We start from the raw sequence: 24,639 nt of genomic DNA, 5'->3' as shown, positions 1-24,639 counted from the left end.
AAATGATAGAAAATCTGGTTTGTACAGATTTCACGACTCATGCAGGAACAGGCAAAATTTTAAAAGCGGAGCCAGAATCGATTCAGCTCGCACCTGAACAAACGGCGCTTATCGTCATTGATATGCAAAATGCCTATACCTCAATTGGTGGCTATTTGGATTTGGCTGGTTTTGATGTTTCCACTACTCAACCTGTGGTTGCTAATATTAAAAAAAGCATTGATGCAGCACATATAGCCGGTATCCAAGTGATCTATTTTCAAAATGGATGGGATGAACAATATGTAGAAGCCGGTGGCATAGGTTCTCCTAACTTTCATAAATCCAATGCTTTAAAAACCATGCGTAAAAATCCTGATTTACAAGGCAAATTATTGGCAAAAGGTGGTTGGGATTTTGCATTAATTGATGAACTAAAGCCTCAACCTCAAGACATTGTGATCGAGAAATCACGCTATAGCGGTTTTTTTAATACAGCATTGGACAGTAGTTTACGTACTCGTGGCATCCGAAATTTAGTTTTCGTTGGGATTGCCACCAATGTTTGTGTGGAATCAACCCTTAGAGATGGTTTTTTCTTGGAATATTTTGGTATAGCGCTAAAAGATGCATGTTATCAAGCTGGCCCTCAATCAGCACAAGAGGCAGCCTTATATAATATTAAAACCTTTTTTGGATGGGTATCTGATACGGAATCATTTGTACAGACATTCAAAACCCAACAAGAGCAGCCAAATTCAGTCACTTTTAGTAAATCAGCTTAATGCTTTTAACCAGATCAAGTGTCTTTTCTAGAGTTTTAGTCTATGGCGAAGATGCTTTAAGGAAAAAATAAAGGAATTTAAAATGTCCAAACAAGTTGTGATCCCAGTAGGTACAGCTAAACCCCTTGCACCTTATGTGCCTGCAACCAAAGCAGACAATATTGTCTATGTTTCTGGGACTTTAGCATTTGATGAAAATAATGAGGTGGTCTGTGTCGGTGATGCCGCAGGCCAAACCCGACATATTTTAGAAACCATTAAAAACGTCATCGAAACTGCAGGTGGCACGATGGATGATGTGACGTTTAACTCAATATTCGTCAAACATTGGGCAGATTATGCCGCAATAAATGTGGTCTATGCTGAATATTTTCCCAATGACAAACCCGCTCGTTATTGTGTACAGGTCGGACTGGTTAAACCTGAAGCCCTTGTTGAAATTGCATCAATAGCACATGTGGGATAATGCATGTCTAAATTTGTCTATGTGTTTTAGTCATTTTTTTAAAAATGAATTTTAACCTCGATGAACATTTGCGCATTGGGGTGGGAGAGTTATGATGCAAATGGTCAAACAGGAAAGTACAGTTAGTAGTGAAATTATTGAATTTACCAAGCCTTGTGAAACTAAAGTCCATTTAGAAATTGATCAAGCTATCTTTAGACAAGGTATGTCTAATTTGGGTGCAGCAGTCAATGTGATCACTACTAAAGGTGATGCAGGACAGGCAGGTTTTACCGCATCTGCAGTGTGTAGTGTAACGGATTCACCTCCAACCTTATTGGTATGCCTTAATCGCGCCGCATCGGTATATCGCGTTTTTTCTGAAAATAAAGTTTTGTGTGTCAATACATTAGGTTCAAATCAAGCCGCATTGTCTAATTTATTTGGTGGCAAAACACCCATGCAACACAGATTTGCACAAGGTGAATGGAGTGAACTCGTGACAGGTTCTCCGGTGTTAGATAACGCCCTAATTTCATTTGATTGTGAAGTGGTATCAAGTCAGGTGGTCGGTAGTCATGATGTATTGTTTTGTCGGGTCAAAGCAATTCGTCACAACCCAAGTTTAAATGCGCTTCTATATTTCAAACGCAGTTATTGTGAACCTCAAAATGTATGTTGATCTCTAAATATGGGGAATTAGAAAATGGCGACAAAAGAACCATGGTTTACATCATTTAAACCATACACAGGTAATTTAGATCAAAACCCTGTGCAAATTGATGAATATTTACCTGTTGGAAAAAGTATCGTTTTGGGCTTGCAACATGCATTTGCAATGTTTGGTGCAACGGTTCTCGCACCTTTGCTGATGGGCTTTGATCCCAATTTGACTATATTTATCACGGGTATCGGCACGATTTTATTTTTCCTGATGACGGGTGGAAGAATGCCGAGTTACCTCGGATCTAGTTTTGCATTTATTGGCGCTGTCGCTGCTGCAACGGGCTATGCAGGTGTGGGGTCAAATCCAAATATTACCTTGGCTTTAGGGGGGACCATCGCTTGTGGTTTGGTGTATGCCGGAATTGGTTTAATTGTCATGAAGACGGGAACTGGTTGGATTGAAAAGTTGATGCCACCGATTGTTACGGGTGCAATCGTGATGATTATTGGTCTAAACTTAGCACCTGTCACCATTAAAAGTGTTTCTGCAAACCCATTTGATACTTGGATGGCAATTCTGACAATCCTTTGTATCAGTGCGATTGCTGTATTTACCCGAGGTATGATGCGTCGCTTATTGCTCTTACTGGGGTTGGTGTGTGCATATGTTCTATATTTTATCCTTGCCAATTTAATGGGCTTTGGCAAAGCGATCGATTTTGCAGTCATTAGCAATGCGGCGTGGTTTGGTCTCCCGCATTTTGTTGCACCCTCGTTTAATGCAAACGCCATGTTGTTAATTGCGCCAGTAGCAATAATTCTGGTCGCTGAAAACTTAGGTCACTTTAAAGCTGTATCTGCAATGACGGGTCGTGATTTATCACCTTATATGGGCCGTGCATTTTTTGCAGATGGGGTATGTACCAGCTTGTCAGCTTCTGTTGGGGGAACAGGTATGACCACATATGCTGAAAATATTGGGGTTATGGCCGTCACTAAAATTTATTCAACCACAGTTTTCGTAATCGCTGGGATCTTTGCAATTTTGTTGGGCTTATCACCTAAATTCGGTGCTGTGATTAGTACTATTCCTGTTGCTCTTTTAGGTGGTGCCTCAATTGTGGTGTTTGGTTTAATCACAGTGGCTGGTGCAAAGATTTGGATTGATAATAAAATTGATTTCACTAAAAACAGTAGCTTAATTATTGCTGCGGTCAGCTTGATCATGGGCGCAGGTAATTTTAGTGTACATATTGGTTCATTTGATCTTGGTGGAATTGGTACAGCAACTTTGGCTGCAATTTTATTGAATCTAGTTTTAAATCGTAGAGAAAAACAGCCCGATGAGATCAAGCTAGAATCAAGTGATGCTGCAAAGTCCTTATCGCAGTCCTCTTAAACTAAAGGCGCAGATTGAGATTTTAAGTGATTGAACAGTAGATTTTATAGTGAACGGTGTGGCATTTAGTAGGTTAGGGACAATGAGATGATATACGGCATGTCCTTGAGCAAAGTTTGTACCTGAGTGAAAGTATGGAATCAAGATTTTGCAAAGATTAATCACATGCACAAAAATTTGCGACGCTTGCAGTGAGTTTGTAAAAAGCGTTACAGCATAGGTGATTTTTCCTTGTTTGACTATAAGCAAGAGAATTGAATATAGGGTATGAATTCAAGCTTTAGTATTGCAATTTTAAAGCGATTATCGGGGAAATTCGTATCCATATTGGTGGCTGAAATTTTTACAGATATTTGGTTTTTTAGGGTGCTGCCCTGTGCGACAAATTTTGTCGCACAGGGCATTTCTCTATCTAGTATTTAATTCTCCAATAAATATAATAGAACCTGTAAGCACGATGAGATTTAAAATATGAAAGACTGGATTAAGATACGCGAAATTTTAAAAAATATTCAAAATCGGCAAAATAAAAAACAGACTATTTACTTAGTCGGTATGGTTGATTTAAATGAATTGGATATTTCATGGTTGATTGATGAAGACTACATTGAAATTGATGATGCTATTTCTTACTTAGATAATAGAGATATTGTTTTTATTAAGAATTTAACTTTTAAAGGAAAGAAATTACTTTATCAGTTAAGTATTTAAATCTACTTTTTATAATAGATAATGAGGGTGTTTTATAATAATAATGAAGAATTAAAATAAATAATAATTTAATTTTTATTTTAATAAAAATAAACAAAAATGAAAACTTATTATAATAATTTAATAAATATAAATAATAGTATGAAATATGATAATTAATAATTTAAATCCAAATCAATATTCAATTATTGGTTTGGATTTTTTATATTATGCAACCCAAAAAATAATTTTTTAGTCTTCATTCACGAATTAAGACTTGTTTATTTGCTGAACTCTCGCTAAAACTATGGATGTTTTATACATAGGCAATAAAAAGGATTTTATGATGAAACGCCCAAAGTATATTGATAAGACTGAATGGGAAGCGCGTTGCCAGTTGGCAGCACTCTATCGTTTAATTGCACATTATAGAATGACTGATTTGATAGATACCCATATCAGTTTACGTGTCCCGCATGAGCCTGATCATTTTCTGATTAACCGCTATGGTGTAACATTTGATCAGATGAAAGCTTCAGATTTGGTGAAAATTGATCATGAAGGGAATATTGTGGCAGATTATGATCAAGGCAAAATGGTTAATGTTGCAGGCTTCGTCATTCATTCTGCCTTACATCATGCTAAAGATGATATTCACTGTGTCATTCATACCCATACGGCGGATGGCATAGCTGTTTCTGCACAAGAAAAAGGTTTATTGCCTTTGTCACAACATGCGCTGAAATTTTATAACAATATTGCTTATCATGAATATGAGGGTATCGCTTTTTCTACAGCTGAAAGAGAACGTTTGGTTCAGGATTTGGGAAATTATCGTTGCATGATTTTACGCAATCATGGTTTGTTAGCCACTGGAAACAGTATTGCAAGAGCATTTCATGAAATTTATTTTTTAGAGCGAGCTTGTCAGGTTCAGATTAAAGCCATGAGCAGCTCAAAACTTCATTATCCGAGTAAGCAAATATGCGAATATACGGTGAAGCAATTTGAAAGTGATGCTGCTGAACCGATTGTTCAGGCTGCTTGGAATGCTGCTTTATCATTGATTAAAGATCAGAAAAAAGATTTTTGTGCTTAAACACGGCTTCTAACTTGTTCAATAAGCTAGACATAAAAAACCTCCATCTATACATGCGGAGGTTTTTTATTGCATATGAATTAGCTGTTTAAATCAAACCAAATAAATTGGCTATCTTCATGTGCAGTGAGTGTCGAATCTTCGTCAAATAAATAACCATCACCTGCTTTAACGACTTGACCCGCAATATCAATCTCACCATCGATTACATGTACATAGTTAAATTTTTGGGTTGCTTTAACTTCAAGGGTATGACCTTTTTCCAGATATGCCGCTTTAATTTCAGCATCTTGACGAATATGCATTGGCGCATTGTTATTTGGGCCAACAATCAATTGCCATTCATTGGGTGATTTTTTAGGATCACGTTCAATTTGTTGATAATTCGGTTCGGCATCTTGAACATTTGGAATTACCCAAATTTGTAGCATATGAACTGCTTCATCACCTTGGTTGATTTCACTGTGTTGTACACCTGTACCCGCACTCATCAATTGCCATTCACCCGCATGGATATGACGTTCATTTCCCATGCTGTCTTTGTGTGAGATAGTACCTTTAAGCACACAAGTCAAAATTTCCATGTTGTCATGTGGGTGAGTACCAAAACCTTTATGTGCTGCAATGGTATCGTCATTGATTACACGTAAAGAACCAACACCCATATATTTAGGATCATACCAACTACCAAAAGAGAAACTATGTTTGGTATCTAACCACCCCATTTTTACGTGACCACGGTTTTCACTGTGATGTAAAAAAGTATTCATCTCAAATCTCCAATTCTTTATTTTTAACATGAATGAATTTTAATATTTAAGTAATTGGGATGAAATAGCAAAAAAGCAACATATTGTTTTATTTTTGGAACGATAAATTTTTATCTTTGCAATAAAAAACCAGTGTATGCACACTGGTTTTTTATTTCATCAAGTATAAGATTATTCTAAGAATTTAACCGTTACACCTGATTTAACTTTTTTACCTAAGTCATTGGCATCCCAGTTGGTCAAACGAATACAACCATGTGAAGCTGTTTTCGAAATTGCAGATGGATTTGGTGTACCATGAATACCAAATGATTTTTTACTCAATCCAATCCAGATATTCCCTACAGGAGCATTTGGACCAGGTGGTAATGATAATGGTTTTAAGTTTTTACCTTGTACAAAGTTACTAGGTGAATAGCTATACCATGGGTTTCGTGCAACTCCAGTAACTTTATAAGTTCCTTTTGGAGATGGTGTATCAGAACTACCAATTGTTGCAGGGAAAGAGCCAACCATTTGGTTTTGTGCATTAAACAAATATAATTGCTTAGCACCTTTATGCGCGACAATCAAATGAATATTTTCAGGTAATTCATTGCGAATATTCGTCACAACGATTTTTTCACCAACTTTATTAAATGTCGCTTTAGGATTCAGTTTCTTTAAAAACTCTTCGTCCATGTGAAATTTTTCACCTAGCATTTCTGTTACACGAGTGTAATACAGGCCTGGCATTTTTGCTTGTAATGCATAATCATGCGGAATCGATTTTGCATAAGGACCTTTTAGGTCTTCAGCTGTTATCGTATATTCCACAAAAGCAGGCTTATTGCCTTGTTGAGAAACTAAAGCATCCCAAGTTTCTTGAGTCAATTCACCAGTAGGTTTAATACCATTCATTTGTTGGAATGAAGCGATTGCTTTAAGCGTATTCATACCGCTTGAACCATCAATGGCACCAGGTGAAGCATGGGCATTATTTAACATGACATGGGCACGGGCATAGACAGGGAATTGACCCTTACCAATATTTTCGTACCATTGTGCATTGTTTATTCCATCTAAAGTCCATGACGCTTTAGGTGCATTAGGATTGCTTGCCGTTTTTGCAGTCGTGGTCTGTGGTGAAGATGGAGAGATAGCGGTACCTGAGTTTTTATCCTCAGTTTTTTCTAAATTTTGTAGCGTATTTGCAGCTTTGTCTAAGTCTTGTTGCTCTTGCTGACTTATCTGTGTTTCTACACTTGAAGCAGAATCATCAATAGCAAGTGGATCAATAGGATCTTCAACAGGAGCAGCAACTTTTTTAGGCGTTAGAGGTTGCTCAGCTGTAGATGCAGCAAAAGCTGTACCTGTTAATAAACAGCTTAAACTCAAAGCAAGAATTGAGCGAACGAACATGTAGATCAACCTTAAGAATTATTCATAATTTATAACTAAAAATCTGTGTAAGTATTGCAGAAATTATAAGGTGTTGCAGTATTTGTTTTGTGTTAATCATTTTTTTCTATAGACATTTTCCTAGTCTGCAAGTTTTGTTTTATTTTCGTATACCCGTGGGAATTTAAATCTAAGTAATCAAATCGGGTCAGTTGACAATTCGTCTACGTTTGCGACTACGTGTATTTTTTAGGCGATACTAGGAGCGGAGTATGAAATTTAGTCATTCTAAGTGATGAGGAACATTGTTTCGCAAGGTAACGACGTAGCGTCAAAAAACACGCTAGCCCTCTGCTGCGCCTTGCGCTGCAAACAAAGCAGTGCTTTGTTCTTGCTTAGGGTAGTGGCTAAATTTATCTCAGCCTTCGTTATGAAACTCGAAAATAGTCTCGCTATTCTCTTCATGCTTTACGACGTATACGTCTCATGCTCAATTTTAATCTACAACGCAAGCCATTTATGAAATATCAACAGACCCTAAACTTTGTTGAGAAAAATTTTCTAGAAATGGTTATGGAGCAAACCTTTTTGCTATGATGGGGCGAATTTAATTTTTGATTGGGAAAGTAAATGACGACCTTAAAAAATGATCGTTTTCTACGTGCCTTATTGCGTGAACCTGTAGATACGACTCCAGTTTGGATGATGCGTCAGGCTGGGCGTTATTTACCAGAATATCGTGAAACACGTGCGAAAGCAGGTGATTTTCTTTCTCTTTGTAAAAATACAGAATTTGCTTGTGAAGTGACTTTACAACCTTTGCGCCGTTATGAGCTTGATGCTGCAATTCTATTTTCAGACATTTTGACTGTTCCCGATGCTTTAGGTTTAGGACTTTATTTTGAAACTGGAGAAGGTCCTAAATTCCATAAAACAGTTCGTACAGAACAAGATGTGGCTAATTTACCGAAATTCAATGCCAAATCTGATCTGGCTTATGTAATGAACGCTGTTTCAACCATTCGTTCAGCTTTGGCTGGTCAAGTGCCTTTGATTGGTTTTTCAGGTAGTCCATGGACCTTGGCAACATACATGGTGGAAGGCGGTTCAAGCAAAGACTTCCGTTTTACGAAACACATGATGTATGCACAACCTGAAGTTTTACATGCTTTATTAGATCGTTTAGCCGATGCTGTAATTGACTATTTAAATGCCCAAATTGAGGCGGGTGCTCAAGCCGTACAAATTTTCGATAGTTGGGGTGGTGCATTGGCGCACCGTGAATATCTAGAATTTTCGCTCAAATATATGCAGAAAATTGTTGCTGGGTTAAAACGAGAGCATGAAGGACGTAAAGTGCCTGTGATCTTATTTACCAAAGGTGGTGGTCAATGGTTAGAGCCAATGATTGCAACTGGTGCAGATGGATTTGGCTTAGATTGGACTACGCCAATAAACGTGGCTCGTCAAACAGTTAATGGACGTGCAGCATTACAAGGGAACTTAGATCCAGCAACCTTGTATGGTTCAGCTGATTCTATTGAAAAAGCAACCAAAGCTATGCTTGATGATGCTTATGCTAATGGAGAGAAAACAGGTTATATTGCCAACTTAGGTCATGGAATTACGCAGTGGGTTGATCCTGAAAAACCCAAAGCATTTATTGATACTGTACACCAATACAGTGCCAAATATTTAGGTTAACTTATTGTTGTAAATGTATTTATGATCTATTTTAAATCATTATTTGAATTTCTACTTAAGGCAGCATCGGCTGCCTTATTTGGTATTTTATTGTTGATTGCATTTATTACTACGGCGAATATGGGCAGCCATGAATTTTATGGTTTATTCCGTTATGACTATTTATTATTATATGCGCTGATCATTCAAGCCTGTTTATTGTTTTTAAAACTTGAATCTTGGGCAGAAGCCAAAGTCATTGCTTTATTTCATATTATGGCTATGGGTATGGAAATTTTTTTAACCCACCCACAGATTGCTTCTTGGCAATATCCACAACCTTCCGTTTTTAAACTTTTGACTGTGCCTTTATTTGCAGGATTCATGTATTCTGCAGTTGGCAGTTTTTTTGCCCGTTCTTTACGTTTGTATCAGGTTTCTTTTTTAAATTTGCCCAATTTTGCCAATATGTTGTGTCTAGCAGTTTTGTCTTATCTCAATTTTATGAGCAAATTTTTTATTCCAGATTTTCGAAATGCACTATTTATTTGGAGTGTGGTAATTTTTTGGAAAACAAAAGTTCGTTTTAAGTTACAGCAACATGAATTTCAGCTTCCGATGTTACCAGTACTGGTCGTTTTGGCATTTTTAATTTGGGTTGCTGAAAATATTAGCACTTTTAATAAAATTTGGTTGTACCCAAGTCAAGTAGATGCATGGCATATGGTGGGATGGGGGAAGCTAGGCTCTTGGTATTTACTCTTACTTTTAAGTCTAGTTTTGGTCCTTAAAATTCTTGGAGTACGTAATAAAGAAGGTGAATGGTCACTAAAAAAGTACAATAAATAATTTCGTAATTGTCACATTTAGATTTGCATATCTGAATTTATGTGATAAATCTAAATAGGTGTAATCAAACTTACACATAATGGAAAATAACAATTTACATATGTTGAATTAAAACAATGCATATGAAAATTCTGGAGAATTATATGTTAAAAAAAATCGCTTTAGCTGCTGTATTGGCTGCGGGTTCAAGTGTTGCTATGGCTGATCCAGATGTGGGTTGTGGTGTCGGCTCGCAAGTTTGGGCTGGTCAGTCTGGAAAAGTACCTAAGATTTTAGCGGCAACCACTAATGGTCTTTTCACTAACCAATTATTAGGTATTACATTTGGTACTTTAGGATGTAATGGTAATGGCAAAGTAACTGCTCAAGTCGTGACATTTACCAATGAAAACTCAGAATCTCTTGCACGTGATATGGCTGTAGGACAAGGTGAAAGCCTAAATGTACTTGCTTCATTATTAAATGTTAAAGATGCAGATAAAGCACGTTTCAATGCTGTGGCGAAGTCAAACTTTGCCAGTATCTATTCAGCAGAAAATCAAAATTCTCTACAAGTATTAGCATCACTTCAGCAAGTGATGGCAAAAGACGAAGTGTTAAAAGCATACGTTTAATGCGCCAAAACCCTGCCTTGTTGCAGGGTTTTTTTATTTAAATTTTATCGAATACCCATTATTGAGAAATGAATTTTGCATGAGTAAATCTTAAGTTAACTCCTGTATTGAACCGACATTTTTTAATTGCACAGTTTTATAATATATCTATATAAATTGATGATTGAATGAAATATTTAGTATTTAGCTTAAGCTTACTCAGTTCATTTTTTACAACTCATTTGCATGCAGAATCATCTTTAGAGAAATCGCATGTATTAGAAAATGCATTAAAAATGGCACAACAAAAACGACTAGCCAGCAATATCACATGGAAACGTTTACTTTATGCAGAAGATGCCTCTGTCAAAAATGTAAATCAAAGTGAAGTTAGTTATTCGGGTTATTTTTTTGCTCAAGATGGCCGTCAGAATATTCAAAATGAAATGAATGCGGATATCACTGCACTGTTTCAACTCGCCGATGTCAATCAATCTATTCGTTGTAAATTTCCTGCGCGTAGCCAATGGCTGATGCAACAATTGAATATTTCACAACAACAATTACCAGTTGTATCTTGTCCTGAATTTGATCAATGGTATGCACAGATCAAACCTTATCAAGTGACGTTGATTTATGCGACTGATTTTATGGGTAATCCAAGCTCAATGTTTGGGCATACTTTGCTACGTCTTGATCCTAAAGATCAAAAGCAGCTCAATTTAGTCTCTTATGCAGTGAATTACGCAGCCACAGTAAACAGTGATGATAATTGGTCTTATGCATGGAAAGGGGTGGTTGGCAAATATCCTGGTGAATACTCTTTAATGCCTTATTATCGCAAAGTGAAAGAGTATGGTGATTTTGAAAGCCGTGATCTTTGGGAGTATGAACTGAATTTAGATCCTGAAGAGACTGCATTTTTGGTAAAACACATTTGGGAAATGCAAAAAGTCAGTTTTCCTTATTATTTTGTCAGTGATAATTGTGCCTATCGTTTATTGGGATTGATTGATTTAGTCCGCCCAAGCTCGAATTTACGCAAGCAATTTACGTATGCAGCGATCCCGATTGAAACCATTAAAGCCGTAGAGCAACAGGGATTAGTACGAGAAGCGGTATATCGTCCAGCGTTAGAAACACAATTAAATTCGCAGGCCAAACAACATGGTCATGCTTTGGCAAAAAAAGCCCATGCAATTACGGTGTTAGAACCGCAGCAGATGCAAGAGGCTTTAATTAATTACGATGATCAAGATCGCGCAAAAATATTAGAAATGGCCTATGACGATTTATATTTACAATTTGTTGCTCGTCAGGTCGATGCAAGTTTTACCCAACCGCGCTTTAGACAACTCTTAGGCTTACGTAGTCAAATTCCTATAGAGAAACAACGTTTAGCACCTGTACGTCCGAAAGTTGATCCAGTCAATGGACATGATTCGCGTAAGTGGTCCATGGAAGCGGGTGAGGTTCAAGGTGAAAAATATGTACAAATTGGTCATCGTCAGGCCTATCACGAACTAAAAGATCCGCAGGGCGGCTTCCGTACAGGCACACAATTGATGTTTCTAGATGGTGCCGCGCAATGGCGTGATGATCGACTGAAATTGGAACATCTTGATTTATTAACGGTAAACTCTTATAACCCCATCACCCCATTTAAAATGCCAATCACCTGGGGTTTTACTTTGGGCTGGCAGCAGGAAGCCATTCAAAATGGACAATTCAGCGATCAGCAACAACATGGGGTGGTCAGTGCAAAAGCCCAATCTGGTTATACTCTTGCAGATGATGATCGTAAGCATCTTTGTTATGCAGAGCTGCAAACACAGCTTCAAGCAGGTACTTCATTGGATAAAGGCTGGCGTGTTGGTCTAGGACCAACACTGGGCTGTCAAAATGTATGGTCAGATCGTTTAAACAGTATTGTTCAAGTTGAATTACCTTATTGGCAAGATTCAAGTAAGTGGAATTTACGGATCCAGAGTACACTGCAATATTCACTTAATCGTCAAAATTCATTAAACGTCAATTGGGAATACCAACAACAAAACCAACTCGATTGGCAAAAAATTGGTTTAGGCTTTGTACATTATTTTTAAAGAGGGATCTGACAAATCGGATTTTGAGAATGACATACTGCGATAAGTATTAATCAATCGCAAGCCAAGGTTCTTTATACAAGTAGATTATTGATTCTCAAACTTAGAATTTGTTGCCAATTGTTTAGAAAAGGACTTTTGGTTTTAATGAATGAACCACCTTGATACAATTGTTTCACTGTATCAAGATAATCCGCATCGACAGCTTCTTCCAACTCTTTAAAATCTGCGTGAATTTCTGCCTGTATCTGATAGGTCCTTGCACAAATTAATTCGCCCACCTTATTTTTTAAATATGAAATCTCAGATTTAAGTGTATTTAAGCTGATTTGTTCATCACTATAGAGATAAATATGTAGTAGCTTTAGGGTCAAGCCCATAGGATTCAGAATCAAAATACATATGATTTCAAACTGCCGAGGTGTTAAAAGAATTGATTGATCATTGATTATTATTTTCTGTGGCACTGAAAATGCATGGATGGTTAAATGATTGAAGGGTTGTGCATATAATTTTTGTGCAATGATCTCAGCGCATTGTGTAACGGCCAATTGTCCAAAAATATTTGCTTGATTTAAGCTGTGAAATAAAACTACTTCACCACATGCTTCCCCTGATGTTAAATCAAGAATAGGTGCACTATAAATATACTGATCTAGCTTTGTTTTTAAATCTTGATCTTGCTGGAATCCTGCGAATTGTTCTGTATTGGCTGAACACCAGAGTTGATTTTTTTTGCATATCCTTGATCTGTACCACGACAGATGCTAGGTGGGCCGTGTTGAGTAAATCCTGCTGACATTGAATCAGTGCGGATTGTAAAGCTTGTTGGAAAATTGAGTTTGGTTGAGTGGAGTTTAATTTTTCTTTTTTGATTCTTGTTTTTTTAGCATGTGGTTTTGAATGCATCACATAATTCATTTATGCATATATACTAAATAATATCTTAAATTAAACAAACAAATAACAAAGTAAAAAAATATATTAATTTCATTACTTTTCTTTTAATTATTCATTTTTCATAAATTTTTCGATTTCCTATTATAAGCTATTCAACTTTTCTCCTACCTTTGTTTGATAGATTTATCTAAAAGCAGTTTTATACGACTAAGAAGGCGTTATGTTCATAGGATTGAACAAAAAATATTGACGTCATCCAAGGAAAGGCACTTTTTTTGCTTATACAAAAAAAGGCAAATTTAAAGGTACGATGATGGACGCTCGAAATGAACAATCAACTATCGTAAAAACAGAAGATTCCAAAGAATATTTTGCTCAACGAGAATTAAAAAAGGGCGCAGTTGGCTGGCTACTATTGGTCGGTTTAGGGGTTGCCTATGTGATTTCAGGTGACTTTGCTGGATGGAACTTTGGTATTGCACAAGGTGGTTGGGGCGGTATGTTTGTCGCTGTCATTTTTGCTGCGATTATGTATCTATGTTTATGCCTTTCAATGTCAGAAATGTCGACTATGCTTCCTACAGCAGGCGGTGGATACAGTTTTGCGCGTATGGCTTTTGGACCATTTGGAGGTTATTTAACAGGAACAGCGATTCTGATCGAATACGCCATCGCTCCGGCAGCAATCGCGACCTTTATTGGTGCATATTGCGAATCATTATTTGGAGTGGGCGGATGGCTAATTTATTTAATCTGTTATTTGGTCTTTATGGGAATTCACTTAAAAGGTGCAGGTGAAGCACTTAAAATCATGTTTGTGATCACAGCTATTGCTGTTGTTGCAGTTGTGGTTTTCCTTGTCGCGATGGTTCCTCACTTTAACAGCGCCAATTTATTTGATATTGCACCAGATTTAGCTAAAGCAGGCGCGAGTAGTTTTTTACCACAAGGTTATATAGGAATCTGGGCAGCAGTTCCGTACGCAATTTGGTTCTTCCTTGCAGTGGAAGGCGTTCCTTTGGCCGCGGAAGAGGCAAAAGATCCAGCACAATCTTTACCACGCGGTTTGATGGGTGCAATGTTGATTTTGGCTGCTTTCGCCATTTTAATTTTAATACTGAGTGCGGGTGCCGCAGGTGCAAGTGTACTCAAAGATTCAGGTGCCCCTTTGGTGGATGCCTTGGTTAAAGTATATGGGCATGGCATGTTAGCAAACTTTGTAAATTTTGTTGGTTTGGCAGGCTTAATCGCAAGTTTCTTCTCGATTATCTATGCATATTCGCGTCAAATTTTTGCCCTCTCTCGTGCGGGTTATTTGCCAACATCATTGTCGCTGACCAACAAAAATAAATCGCCGTATTTAGCCGTGATTATTCCAGGGATTATTGGCTTCATATTATCATTGACTAAACAGGGTGACTTACTGATTTTGATTGCGGTATTTGGTGCGACGATTTCTTATGTTTTAATGATGATGGCACATATCAAATTACGTATTTCACAGCCTGATGTATATCGTCCATATCGAACACCAGGTGGTATTTTTACCTCAAGTATTGCGTTGATCTTATCAATTGTCGCGGTGGTTGCAGGTTTTCTTGTCGATCCTAAAGTCTGGTTTATTGCTTTGGGTATTTATGTGGTCTTCATTGTTTATTTTCTTGTTTATAGTCGTCATCATCTGATTTCAGGTACACCTGAAGCAGAATTTGCCAGCATTAAGGCAGCAGAACAGGAATTATAATTATGAGTTATCGTTATAGCGTTGCTCAGCAACAATATATTTTCCAAGATTTAAAAACCCTAATGGCAAAGGCAACGCCATTACGTTCTGGAGATGAATTGGCTGGTGTTGCTGCCAGTAATGCAACAGAACGTGTGGCAGCGCAGATGGCCTTGGCAGAAGTCCCTTTAAAAAATTTTTTAAATGAAACGGTTATTGACTATGACAAAGATGATATTACGCGTTTAATTATTGATGAACATTGTGATGATTTATTTGCACCGATTTCACACTTTACTGTGGGTGATTTTCGAAATTGGTTGCTGAGTGAAGATGCAACTTCCGAAAAATTGACCAATTTAGCTAAGGGTTTAACCCCTGAAATGGTTGCTGCTGTGAGTAAAATTATGCGTAATCAAGATTTAATTCTGGTTGCGAGTAAATGCGAAGTGGTCACCCAATTTCGTAATACAATTGGTTTAAAAGGTCATTTATCTACTCGTTTGCAACCGAATCATCCAACGGATGATATATTGGGTATTTCAGCCAGCTTATTGGATGGTCTGATGTATGGCAATGGTGATGCTGTCATTGGGATTAATCCTGCCACAGACAATCTCCATAATTTGTCAGAGTTGTTAAAGTTACTTGACCATATTATTCAAGAATATGAAATTCCGACGCAATCTTGCGTGTTAACCCATATCAGTTCAGGGATTCAACTTGCAGAACGTAATATTCCAATTGATTTGATGTTCCAATCTATTGCGGGTACGCAACTGGCTAATGAAGGTTTTGGAGTTACTTTAGATTTACTTCAGGAAGGTTATGAGGCCACTTTAGCACTCAATCGAGGCACAATTGGTCAAAATGTGATGTACTTTGAGACTGGACAAGGCAGTGCTTTATCCAGTAACGCACATCATGGTGTTGACCAGCAAACTATCGAAGCGCGAGCCTATGCAGTCGCACGTAAATACAATCCATTATTGGTTAATACTGTGGTCGGGTTTATTGGACCAGAGTATTTGTATGATGGTAAGCAGATTATTCGTGCTGGATTAGAAGATCACTTCTGTGGCAAATTACTGGGTGTACCTATGGGTTGTGATATTTGTTATACCAACCATGCTGATGCAGATCAAAATGACATGGACGTACTACTCACCTTGTTTGGCGCTGCGGGAATTAACTTTATCATGGGAATTCCAGGTTCGGATGATGTGATGTTGAATTATCAAACCACATCTTTTCATGATGCATTATATTTACGTCAGTTAATGGGATTAAAACCTGCCCCTGAGTTTTCGGCTTGGTTAGATCAGCAAGGAATTTTGCACCAAGAACAACGGCAAATTCATTGGCCTAGTAGCATGCCAAAAAACTTTGCTAAATTATTATCATAAAAAGGAGAGTAAATCATGAAGCTCTCAAAACTTGAAACTTTTCCAAATGGTTTTCACGAAGATCCTTGGCATAAGTTAAAACAATATACTGATGCCCGAATTGCGATGGGAAGAGTAGGATGTAGCATTCCAACCCAAGAATTGCTTAAGTTTCAACTCTCTCACGCACAGGCCAAAGATGCTGTTTTTCACCAATTAGATACTGAAAACATGCAAGCTCGGCTTAGAGATTTAAAATTTGAAAGTCTCATTGTGGAAAGTAAAGCAACTGACAAAGAAGTATATTTAAAACGTCCCGATTTGGGACGTGAGTTATCGGAACAGGCTCAAACTCAGCTCAAGACTTATGTGCAGCAGCACCCACAGCAATGTGATGTATGTATCGTGGTTGGTGATGGCTTATCTGCGCGAGCAATAGAGGAGAATGCGATTGCTTATATCAATTCTTTACGTGAACATATTGATACTGAGGGTTGGAAACTTGCCCCTATTGTGATTGCGACAGGTAGCCGTGTGGCATTAGGTGATGAAGTGGCACAAAGTTTTAATGCGCCGTTGCTAATTATGTTAATTGGTGAACGGCCTGGTTTAAGTTCACCTGATAGTATGGGTATCTATTATACGTGGAAAGCGAGAAAAGGTTGTTTGGATTCCAGCCGAAACTGTATTTCCAATGTAAGACCTGCGGGGCTGAGTATTCAAATTGCCACACAGCGTTTAATGGCATTGATGCGTAATTCATTCAAATTACAACTTTCGGGTGTAGATTTAAAAGATGACCATGTGGTTCCATTACAAAGCGATGAGCATCTAAAAAAATTATTATTTTAATTGTTAAATTCTTTATACCTTCAGGAAAGCAATGTTTTAGTTTTATAAGGCATGGCTTTCTTAATGCACAAATTTATTCAAGAGTGAGCTTCTTGGACATGGCCAAATTTAGAAAAATAAACTGAATAATGGCAAGCATCTCACTTAAATGTTGCATAACTAATCCACGTTATAACTCAGTATTTTTATTAAATATGCTTGATGTGGCATTTTAGCAAAGTCTATTTTTGAACAGAAAAAGGCATTTGGACGATCCACTTTTTACACAATTTAGATCATGCTGTTGATGGTATCGCAAGCATATATCGACATACTTCGAGAGACTTATTCGATCGAAATATCAGAAAAAAAGAGATGCAATGACATGTAAATGAGTCGAAATGACCTATGGAATTATACCCAGTTAAGTAAAATTCTAATAAGCGCACCAGCTAAATTAAAAAAATGATAATCAGCCAGAGGCAGGATCAACCATGGGCATTTTAAAAAAATTTATTAAATCGAGTGTATATCATGAGCCATTACCTATTCGCCGTGATGTCAGATTTAACTTACCTGCGGAGCGAATCGCAGATTGGCATACCGCCGCAGGTCCAATTTTTACCGCATTGCTAAATACGTTTTCTATCGTCTTGCCGATTGGAGAGCGTTTCTTTATTGATGCGGTAAGGGCACATCGTGATTTAGTCCAAGACCCTGAATTACAAAAAGCAGTGACGGCTTTTATTGGTCAAGAAGCGATGCATGGACGTGAGCATGAAGAATATAACCAAGCCTTATTTGCACGCTCACCGATTGCACCAAAATTTGAAGCATTGGTTTTAGAGTTTTTTGGTCTGCTTAAACAGCATTTACCTGCATATTTTTGGCTCAGTGGAACAATTGCATTAGAACATTTTACCGCTTTATTGGCAGATTCTGTATTACGCACACCTGAGTTATTTGAAGGCGCTGAAGAACATTATGCCAATATTTGGCGTTGGCATGCTTTTGAAGAAACCGAACATAAAGCTGTAGCTTTTGATGTATGGAATACTGCAATGGGGCATGGTCCTTATGCCTATGCTGTTCGTAGTTTTGGATTGGTGGTCGCAACGATTGTGTTCTGGGGCTTAGTGATTCCTGTATTTTTGACCATTGTTAAAGGAGAAGGGAAGTTAAGCGATTTATCCAGCTGGAAAAAGACCTATCATTATACCTTTGGCGGTATAGGCGTATTAAGAAAGCAATTGGGAAATTATATCGATTATTTCCGTCCAAACTTCCATCCGTGGGACCATGAGAATCGTCAATACATGCAACAAATGGAGCAATTGATTTATCAATTGGCTGAAAAAAAATAATCAAATATCATATTTAAAGGATTGGCTGTGTGTTTGTGATATATCGCACAGCACATGATTTTGAACAGCTTATCGAGCAGTTCATTTCATTATGGTGATTTGCTCGATAAGCTTTAAATCTTATGAATTAAAAAAACTTGAGAAAAATGATTCAGCTCAATCATTGATACAAACTATTTAAATAATTTGCCTGCTTGAGAAAGGATCTTTTTGCCTTTTTGAGTGACTTCTAATGTGACATCTGGTGTTTCACTTGTACCTAAAACATTACGATAAACTACATATTGATATGTACCACTGTTAAAAATGTAGTGATGATCGCCGCCTGAACCATCCATTTCAACACGACCTTGATTTAAAATCAGATCAGGTTTTGTCGCTTGCGACTGTTTTGTTCCCCAAGATGCATAACGGTATTTACCATTGGGCATGGCATCTATACGCACTTGAAATTTGGCTGTTTTAAACTGTAATTCAGGTGTTTTAAAATTTTTAAGTGATGAATGTAATTGATTTTTTTGTTGTGAAATCAGCTGTGCTTTATATTTTTGTTCAGCATCACTACTGTAGTTAATGGCTTTAATTTTATGACCATCTAACCATAGTGTGCCACCATTGAGCATCACACCACGCCAACCCATACTTTTCCATTGTGATGGTTTTGAGTTGGCGATCTCTTGAATAAGTTGAGTATCAAACACTTGGTTAAAGCGTTGTTTCATCTGGGTTGCATTGGCAATACTTGGGATGGGTTCTTCACGATGTAAGGGATAGGTAATGTTATTTGAAATCGCGGTGATATTTTTATTTTTAAATAATTTAATGACACTTTGCACATCTTTTAATTCGTTGGCATTTAGATTGTCGGCAAAGGCGCTAGTGGCAGTTAACGCTGAAATAAAGATCAGTAAATTTTTCATTTAAAATATGGCATAAGGCTAAGATAATTTAAATCATATAGTTTTAAGTGGACAATAAGCGAATGTTTTACAAATATAAGTTATAGGAAAGCAAAAAATATAAAAAAGCTTATATTTGAACGCACTGATCATCAAAAAAAGTCACCAGTTTTACTGACTCAAACTTCAACCACAACAAAATATTTTTTAACTACCTCAATAACTTCAAATGTACCGATAAATGAAGGCGGGATAATTCCTGCTTCACCAGCTTTAATTTCTACAAATGATGAGGTGTTTTTATCGTGCAAACGAACAATACCTTCAATTAGCTGAAAAAATTCCTGTTTATTGTCTGCAAATTGAATATCCCATGCACCAACCTCGCATTGCCAAATACCACAATTCATATTGGGATGTTCATACAAACTTTGCGTGAGTCGTTTGGGATTTCCTTTAACCAACCGTTCTGCACGAGGATAGTCGATACTGGTTTCACTGTGCGTTAAACCATGACCTGCCAACCAAATTAAAGACATTGTAAAACCCTATCGTAAAATAAAGCCTCAATAAAATGAGGCTTTGATATTTATATTGCTTACTGAATGATCCGTCTTAATGTGCTTCAGGCACGGCAGATAAAAATTCACGACGTGCTTCTTTATCTGTTTTAAAATCACCAACAAATGACACAGTACGTGTGGTCGATTCTTGTTTACTGACACCACGCATCATCATACACATGTGCGCTGAATCAATGACCACAGCAACACCACGTGCTTGGGTAACTTCAGCCACGGCATCTGCGATTTGTTTGGTCAACTGTTCTTGAATTTGTAAACGGCGAGCAAACATTTCTGTGATACGGGCAAATTTAGACAGTCCTAAAACATTGCCAGAAGGGAGATAGGCAATATGTACACGACCATGAAAAGGCAATAAATGATGCTCACATAAAGAATAAAATTCAATATTCTTTACCAAGACCATTTCATCATTATCAGAAGGGAAGACCGCATTATTGGTCACTTCTTCTAGCGTTTTGCTATAGCCAGACGTCAAGTACGAAAAAGCTTTAGCCGCACGCATAGGCGTATCTTTCAGACCAGGACGGTCTAAGTCCTCGCCAACGGCAGTTAAAATATTCGCGTAGGATTGCTGCATAGACATAAAACGTGTTCACTTATACGGTTTGAACAAGGACGGCATTGTATCAGAAAAATGAATAATATTTTCTAATTACAAGATAAACCGACACTTATGAGAGTTTTGATCATTTAAAACGAATGATCATGGATTTCCATTTAATTTTGGATTTCTTTCAGCACGTTTCAGTAAAACTAAAACTGCGCCTGTGCCACCTTGTTTTTCAGGAGCACTTACAAAAGCTAAAACATCACGATGTTGACGAAGCCAGCCGTTCACATAAGTTTTGAGTATGGCTTCTGGGCCTTTGCCATGGACAATTTTAATGACATTTTGGTTTTCATCTTTTGCCATTTGTATGATTTGCAATACAGCAGAGCGCGCTTCTTCAACAGTACAACCATGTAAATCAACAGCTTCAAACCAGCGTAGATTACCAGCTTTTAAGTCTTCAAAAACTTTATGTTGTAGTGTTGCGATGCGATAGCTTAAAGCCGCCTGACTTGCAACAGGATTTAAAATCGCTTGAGTATCTGACAATTCTGCATCATTAATTTCAAATGCACCTTCAGCCGCCGCGCGTTTGGCAAGGGTTTTTGCATCAGGTTTTTTGCGCAAATCACTACGCTCGATTTTGGCAATATTGCCGTTATCAAGTTTGGTTACACCGCCAAGTGCGGTTTTAAACAAATCAGCATCATCTAACTCCTCAGGTACTGTTACTTGGGCATTCTTACTTTCAGGTTGCACTGCAACTTTTGAAGAGTGAGGAGGAGTGATTTGTTTTTTGAATTGTTTTAATAAATCAAGCTGTGATTTAGAGAATGTGGAATCAGATTTACTCATAATTGCAAAAAACAGTAAATGGACGGTATTAGGCGCTCAGTATAGTCTGAATCTTGTCAAATTTGAACTGAATTGAATTCACACAGTTATATCTGCTTTGATCATGACCTGAATGTTGGGAGTTGAAAAATTTATAGGGGGAGTGGGAGAAATATGAAAACAGGGTGAGCGAACTCACCCTTTGACTTTTAATTACACTGTTTCAGGCAGACCAAACAAAGCATTAAATGCATGATCAGGGCGTGGTTGTTTCATAAAGCTTTCACCCACAAGGAACGAATGAATATCGTGTTCTTGCATCATGCGCACATCATCTGGTGTTGCAATACCACTTTCAGTAATCAGTAAACGTGAAGGTGGTAGTAACTTCTTCAAGCGCAATGAGGTATTTAAATCGACATCAAAGGTCTTTAAATTACGGTTATTTACACCCAGTAAACAATGCTCTGAAAGTTGCAATGCACGTTCTAGTTCTGCTTCATCATGAACTTCGACCAAAACATCAAGGTTCTGCTCAAATGCGGTCTTTGACATTTCTTCAAGTTGTTGATCTGACAAACAAGCCACAATCAATAAAATACAGTCGGCATGTAAAGCACGCGCTTCGATAACGCCGTAAGGATTAATCAGAAAATCTTTACGTAGCGCAGGCAATTCACAGTGACTACGTGCGATCTGAATATTTTCATCAGCACCTTGAAAGAAATCTAAATCTGTTAAAACAGATAAGCAGGCTGCACCAGCTTGCTGGTATTGTTGAGCAATTTCAGCAGGGTTAAAATTTTCACGAATTATTCCTTTTGATGGTGAGGCTTTCTTAATTTCAGCAATCACACCTGGGCGTTTACTGTATAAAGATTTTGCAAAACCTCGCACAGGTGTTGCAGCTTGGGCAAGCGCTTCTACATCGTTTAAACTACGTTGTTTTAAACGTTGAGCAAATTCTTCGTATTTACGATCAACAATTTTACCCAACATTGTATTGGCAATATCCACCATGATAACGTCCTCTAATCCTTAAGCTTCATACTCTTTGAGTGTTTTGGTAAATTCAGACAAAATGCCCATTTTTTCTAAAGCTTGCCCACCATAGATAATATCATGTGCTAAAGCGACACCTTGTTTATAACTCTTGGTCAGACCTGAAACATAGATTCCAGCACCTGCATTTAATGCCAGCATACTGGCTGCTTTTTCACCTTTTGCTGATTTCTTCTTACCGAGCGCATCTTTGATTAATGCTAGGCTCTCAGCAGCACTATCAACAGAAAGACCAGTTAAGGTCTGAGACTCAATATCTACATCTTCAGGTTGAATCATCCATTCCGTGATTTCACCATTTTTTAGTTCGGCAACATAGGTTGATGAAGCTAAACTGATTTCATCTAATCCATCTTTTGAATGAACTACCATGACATGTTCAGCACCCAATTGTTTTAGAACTTCCGCTAAAGGACGGCACAATTCTGTAGAAAATACACCAATCACATAGCGTCGTACCCCAGCCGGATTCGTAAGCGGGCCAAGGAGATTAAAAATACTGCGGAATCCCAATTCTTTACGTGGACCAGCAGCATATTTCATTGCTTTGTGATGATTTGGGGCAAATAAGAAACCAACCCCCATTTCACGGATGCATCGTTCTGTCTGGTGCATATTTAAATCAAGGTTAATCCCGGCCTGTTCTAAAAGATCAGACGAGCCTGATTTAGAGGAAACACCACGATTTCCATGTTTTGCAATAGTTGCACCTGCTGCCGCAATAACAAATGAAGAGGCAGTAGAGACGTTAAATAGGTTCTGTCCATCACCACCCGTACCAACAATATCAATTAAATGCGGGATATCACCCACATCAATTTTAATTGCAAACTCACGCATTACACGTGCTGCAGCGGTGATTTCGTCAATACTTTCACCTTTTAAACGAAGTCCCATCATAAATGCACCAATTTGGGCATCTGTGGCTTCACCACGCATGATGGTCCGCATCACTTCTTCCATTTGAGGTTGAGTGAGTTCGATATTTTTAGTGATGTTATTTAAAGCTTGTTGAATATTCATTATCTTGTACTACACACATTAAGCATAAATTTCTAAAAAGTTTTTAAAGATCTGATGACCATGTTGACTCAGAATGGATTCTGGATGGAACTGCACGCCTTCAATTGGCAATGTCTTATGTTTGACACCCATAATTTCTTCAATAGAGCCATCTGCTTCATTGGTCCAGCAAGTGACTTCAAGACATTCAGGCACACTGGCTTGATCAATCACAAGTGAATGATAACGTGTTGCTGAAAATGGAGAAGGTAAGTTGCTGAAGATCCCTTGGTCACTATGGTACATGTCAGATAAACGACCATGCATCACTGTTTTGGCACGCACAATTTCGCCGCCAAAAGCCTGACCAATCGCTTGGTGACCTAGGCATACACCGAGTGTTGGAATTTTTCCTGCAAAATGCTGAATTGCAGGGATAGAAATTCCTGCTTCAGATGGTGAGCAAGGACCGGGACCAATCACTAAGTACTTTGGTTGCCATCGTTCGATATCCTCTAAGGTCACGGCATCATTGCGAACAACTTTAACGTCTTGGTTTAACTCGCCAAAATATTGGACAATGTTATACGTAAAGCTATCGTAATTATCGATCATTAGAAGCATATTGATATTAACCTATAGAAATTTATCAATTTATTTTGTTTGATGAATTTGGATACCCATTAGGTTACCCATTTTGAAAAAAGTACCTAGTTACAGCACAAAATAAAAAAAGCCTGCTAGGTGCAGGCTATGATATCAGATTCTTGTTTAAATTCTTCCACTTTTTACTTTGCATAGGAGTCATATCCGAACACATCTTTTCCGAAATTCGATTGGGTTGTTTGATATTTACTTGCTTAATTTCAGAGTAGAACTTTTTGCGACCATATCCAAGTAATCAATAAAAACCTTTTCTCGGACACGACGATCAATTTCCATTAACCTTCCTTCTTTACCATCCAGATATTCAGTCCATATACATTGTTTAGTTTGATTTACACCACTTCTCCCAAACTATTAACCACTTCACTTGGCAAATCATTCGATTCAGCTGGC

25 protein-coding genes are annotated in these 24,639 nt (G+C 37.7%); 14 read left to right on the top strand and 11 right to left on the bottom strand.

Annotated features, from left to right (window positions below):
* The first annotated feature begins 2 nt into the window (after positions 1-2).
* The 6 genes from rutB (at position 3) to AC4CUY_RS13665 (ending at position 5,063) form a co-directional block, all read left to right on the top strand.
* Positions 3-764 carry a pyrimidine utilization protein B gene (gene rutB, locus AC4CUY_RS13690; protein ID WP_419327956.1) on the top strand — a complete coding sequence of 254 codons (762 nt, stop codon included), beginning with the start codon at positions 3-5 and terminating at the stop codon, positions 762-764.
* A gap of 82 nt (positions 765-846) precedes the next feature.
* Positions 847-1,230: a pyrimidine utilization protein C gene (gene rutC / locus AC4CUY_RS13685; protein ID WP_336954038.1), complete on the top strand. Its 384-nt coding sequence runs from the start codon at positions 847-849 to the stop codon at positions 1,228-1,230.
* A 91-nt stretch (positions 1,231-1,321) separates the two neighbouring features.
* Positions 1,322-1,891 (top strand): NADH-dependent FMN reductase RutF, encoded by a 570-nt coding sequence (gene rutF / locus AC4CUY_RS13680; RefSeq protein ID WP_490774266.1) that lies wholly within the window; start codon positions 1,322-1,324, stop codon positions 1,889-1,891.
* Positions 1,892-1,915: 24 nt separating this feature from the next.
* Positions 1,916-3,274: a pyrimidine utilization transport protein G gene (gene rutG / locus AC4CUY_RS13675; RefSeq protein ID WP_490774265.1), complete on the top strand. Its 1,359-nt coding sequence runs from the start codon at positions 1,916-1,918 to the stop codon at positions 3,272-3,274.
* A 471-nt stretch (positions 3,275-3,745) separates the two neighbouring features.
* Positions 3,746-3,985 (top strand): hypothetical protein, encoded by a 240-nt coding sequence (locus tag AC4CUY_RS13670; RefSeq protein WP_336954034.1) that lies wholly within the window; start codon positions 3,746-3,748, stop codon positions 3,983-3,985.
* A 325-nt stretch (positions 3,986-4,310) separates the two neighbouring features.
* The gene (locus AC4CUY_RS13665; RefSeq protein ID WP_336954033.1) at positions 4,311-5,063 is read left to right on the top strand and encodes a class II aldolase/adducin family protein; all 753 of its coding nucleotides are present in this window, start codon (positions 4,311-4,313) and stop codon (positions 5,061-5,063) included.
* An 80-nt stretch (positions 5,064-5,143) separates the two neighbouring features.
* Here the strand turns inward: AC4CUY_RS13665 and AC4CUY_RS13660 are convergent, their stop codons facing one another.
* Both AC4CUY_RS13660 and AC4CUY_RS13655 read right to left on the bottom strand, forming a co-directional pair.
* A complete protein-coding gene (locus AC4CUY_RS13660) occupies positions 5,144-5,833 on the bottom strand; it encodes a pirin family protein (RefSeq protein ID WP_336954032.1) in 690 nt (229 codons plus the stop codon).
* A 171-nt stretch (positions 5,834-6,004) separates the two neighbouring features.
* A complete protein-coding gene (locus tag AC4CUY_RS13655; protein WP_336954031.1) occupies positions 6,005-7,234 on the bottom strand; it encodes a L,D-transpeptidase family protein in 1,230 nt (409 codons plus the stop codon).
* A 609-nt stretch (positions 7,235-7,843) separates the two neighbouring features.
* Here AC4CUY_RS13655 and hemE point away from each other — a divergent pair.
* The 4 genes from hemE (at position 7,844) to AC4CUY_RS13635 (ending at position 12,443) form a co-directional block, all read left to right on the top strand.
* The gene (gene hemE / locus AC4CUY_RS13650; protein ID WP_336954030.1) at positions 7,844-8,917 is read left to right on the top strand and encodes a uroporphyrinogen decarboxylase; all 1,074 of its coding nucleotides are present in this window, start codon (positions 7,844-7,846) and stop codon (positions 8,915-8,917) included.
* A 21-nt stretch (positions 8,918-8,938) separates the two neighbouring features.
* Positions 8,939-9,745, top strand: a complete 807-nt coding sequence (locus AC4CUY_RS13645) for a DUF817 domain-containing protein (protein ID WP_419820243.1) — start codon at positions 8,939-8,941, stop codon at positions 9,743-9,745.
* A gap of 143 nt (positions 9,746-9,888) precedes the next feature.
* The gene (locus tag AC4CUY_RS13640) at positions 9,889-10,359 is read left to right on the top strand and encodes a DUF3015 family protein (protein ID WP_336954027.1); all 471 of its coding nucleotides are present in this window, start codon (positions 9,889-9,891) and stop codon (positions 10,357-10,359) included.
* 167 nt (positions 10,360-10,526) lie between these two features.
* The gene (locus AC4CUY_RS13635) at positions 10,527-12,443 is read left to right on the top strand and encodes an Lnb N-terminal periplasmic domain-containing protein (RefSeq protein WP_490774264.1); all 1,917 of its coding nucleotides are present in this window, start codon (positions 10,527-10,529) and stop codon (positions 12,441-12,443) included.
* A 74-nt stretch (positions 12,444-12,517) separates the two neighbouring features.
* Here the strand turns inward: AC4CUY_RS13635 and AC4CUY_RS13630 are convergent, their stop codons facing one another.
* Together AC4CUY_RS13630 and AC4CUY_RS13625 are read right to left on the bottom strand one after the other, a co-directional pair.
* On the bottom strand, positions 12,518-12,823 hold the full coding sequence (locus AC4CUY_RS13630; RefSeq protein WP_336954024.1) for a hypothetical protein: 306 nt from the start codon (positions 12,821-12,823) through the stop codon (positions 12,518-12,520).
* A 259-nt stretch (positions 12,824-13,082) separates the two neighbouring features.
* Positions 13,083-13,352 (bottom strand): hypothetical protein, encoded by a 270-nt coding sequence (locus tag AC4CUY_RS13625; RefSeq protein WP_490774263.1) that lies wholly within the window; start codon positions 13,350-13,352, stop codon positions 13,083-13,085.
* Between the two features lie 304 nt (positions 13,353-13,656).
* Between AC4CUY_RS13625 and eat the strand changes: the two genes are divergently transcribed.
* The 4 genes from eat to AC4CUY_RS13605 all read left to right on the top strand — a co-directional run bounded on the left by eat (position 13,657) and on the right by AC4CUY_RS13605 (position 18,646).
* Positions 13,657-15,087, top strand: coding sequence for an ethanolamine permease (eat, locus tag AC4CUY_RS13620; RefSeq protein ID WP_336954022.1), 1,431 nt, complete (start codon positions 13,657-13,659; stop codon positions 15,085-15,087).
* Between the two features lie 2 nt (positions 15,088-15,089).
* On the top strand, positions 15,090-16,472 hold the full coding sequence (locus AC4CUY_RS13615; RefSeq protein ID WP_419327840.1) for an ethanolamine ammonia-lyase subunit EutB: 1,383 nt from the start codon (positions 15,090-15,092) through the stop codon (positions 16,470-16,472).
* A gap of 15 nt (positions 16,473-16,487) precedes the next feature.
* The gene (gene eutC / locus AC4CUY_RS13610; RefSeq protein ID WP_336954019.1) at positions 16,488-17,303 is read left to right on the top strand and encodes an ethanolamine ammonia-lyase subunit EutC; all 816 of its coding nucleotides are present in this window, start codon (positions 16,488-16,490) and stop codon (positions 17,301-17,303) included.
* 473 nt (positions 17,304-17,776) lie between these two features.
* On the top strand, positions 17,777-18,646 hold the full coding sequence (locus AC4CUY_RS13605; protein WP_490774262.1) for a metal-dependent hydrolase: 870 nt from the start codon (positions 17,777-17,779) through the stop codon (positions 18,644-18,646).
* A gap of 173 nt (positions 18,647-18,819) precedes the next feature.
* On the opposite strand, the gene AC4CUY_RS13600 is transcribed toward AC4CUY_RS13605, so the two are convergent.
* The 7 genes from AC4CUY_RS13600 to AC4CUY_RS13570 all read right to left on the bottom strand — a co-directional run bounded on the left by AC4CUY_RS13600 (position 18,820) and on the right by AC4CUY_RS13570 (position 24,204).
* Positions 18,820-19,566: a hypothetical protein gene (locus AC4CUY_RS13600; RefSeq protein ID WP_490774261.1), complete on the bottom strand. Its 747-nt coding sequence runs from the start codon at positions 19,564-19,566 to the stop codon at positions 18,820-18,822.
* A gap of 158 nt (positions 19,567-19,724) precedes the next feature.
* On the bottom strand, positions 19,725-20,084 hold the full coding sequence (locus AC4CUY_RS13595) for a cupin domain-containing protein (protein WP_336954016.1): 360 nt from the start codon (positions 20,082-20,084) through the stop codon (positions 19,725-19,727).
* A 76-nt stretch (positions 20,085-20,160) separates the two neighbouring features.
* Positions 20,161-20,709, bottom strand: coding sequence for a GTP cyclohydrolase I FolE (gene folE / locus AC4CUY_RS13590; protein WP_171064926.1), 549 nt, complete (start codon positions 20,707-20,709; stop codon positions 20,161-20,163).
* Positions 20,710-20,835: 126 nt separating this feature from the next.
* Positions 20,836-21,537, bottom strand: coding sequence for a Smr/MutS family protein (locus AC4CUY_RS13585; protein ID WP_419327842.1), 702 nt, complete (start codon positions 21,535-21,537; stop codon positions 20,836-20,838).
* 192 nt (positions 21,538-21,729) lie between these two features.
* Positions 21,730-22,536 (bottom strand): indole-3-glycerol phosphate synthase TrpC, encoded by an 807-nt coding sequence (gene trpC, locus AC4CUY_RS13580; RefSeq protein ID WP_419336658.1) that lies wholly within the window; start codon positions 22,534-22,536, stop codon positions 21,730-21,732.
* An 18-nt stretch (positions 22,537-22,554) separates the two neighbouring features.
* Positions 22,555-23,601 carry an anthranilate phosphoribosyltransferase gene (trpD, locus tag AC4CUY_RS13575; RefSeq protein ID WP_004724601.1) on the bottom strand — a complete coding sequence of 349 codons (1,047 nt, stop codon included), beginning with the start codon at positions 23,599-23,601 and terminating at the stop codon, positions 22,555-22,557.
* An 18-nt stretch (positions 23,602-23,619) separates the two neighbouring features.
* Complete coding sequence (locus AC4CUY_RS13570; RefSeq protein ID WP_004724599.1) at positions 23,620-24,204, bottom strand: anthranilate synthase component II; 585 nt, start codon at positions 24,202-24,204, stop codon at positions 23,620-23,622.
* Positions 24,205-24,639: the final 435 nt, after the last annotated feature.

It is taken from the genome of Acinetobacter sp. 778_lipA (assembly GCF_058242985.1).
The sequence above is the reverse complement of the archived record's forward strand: the minus strand, read 5'-3'. Positions and strand labels throughout refer to the sequence as shown.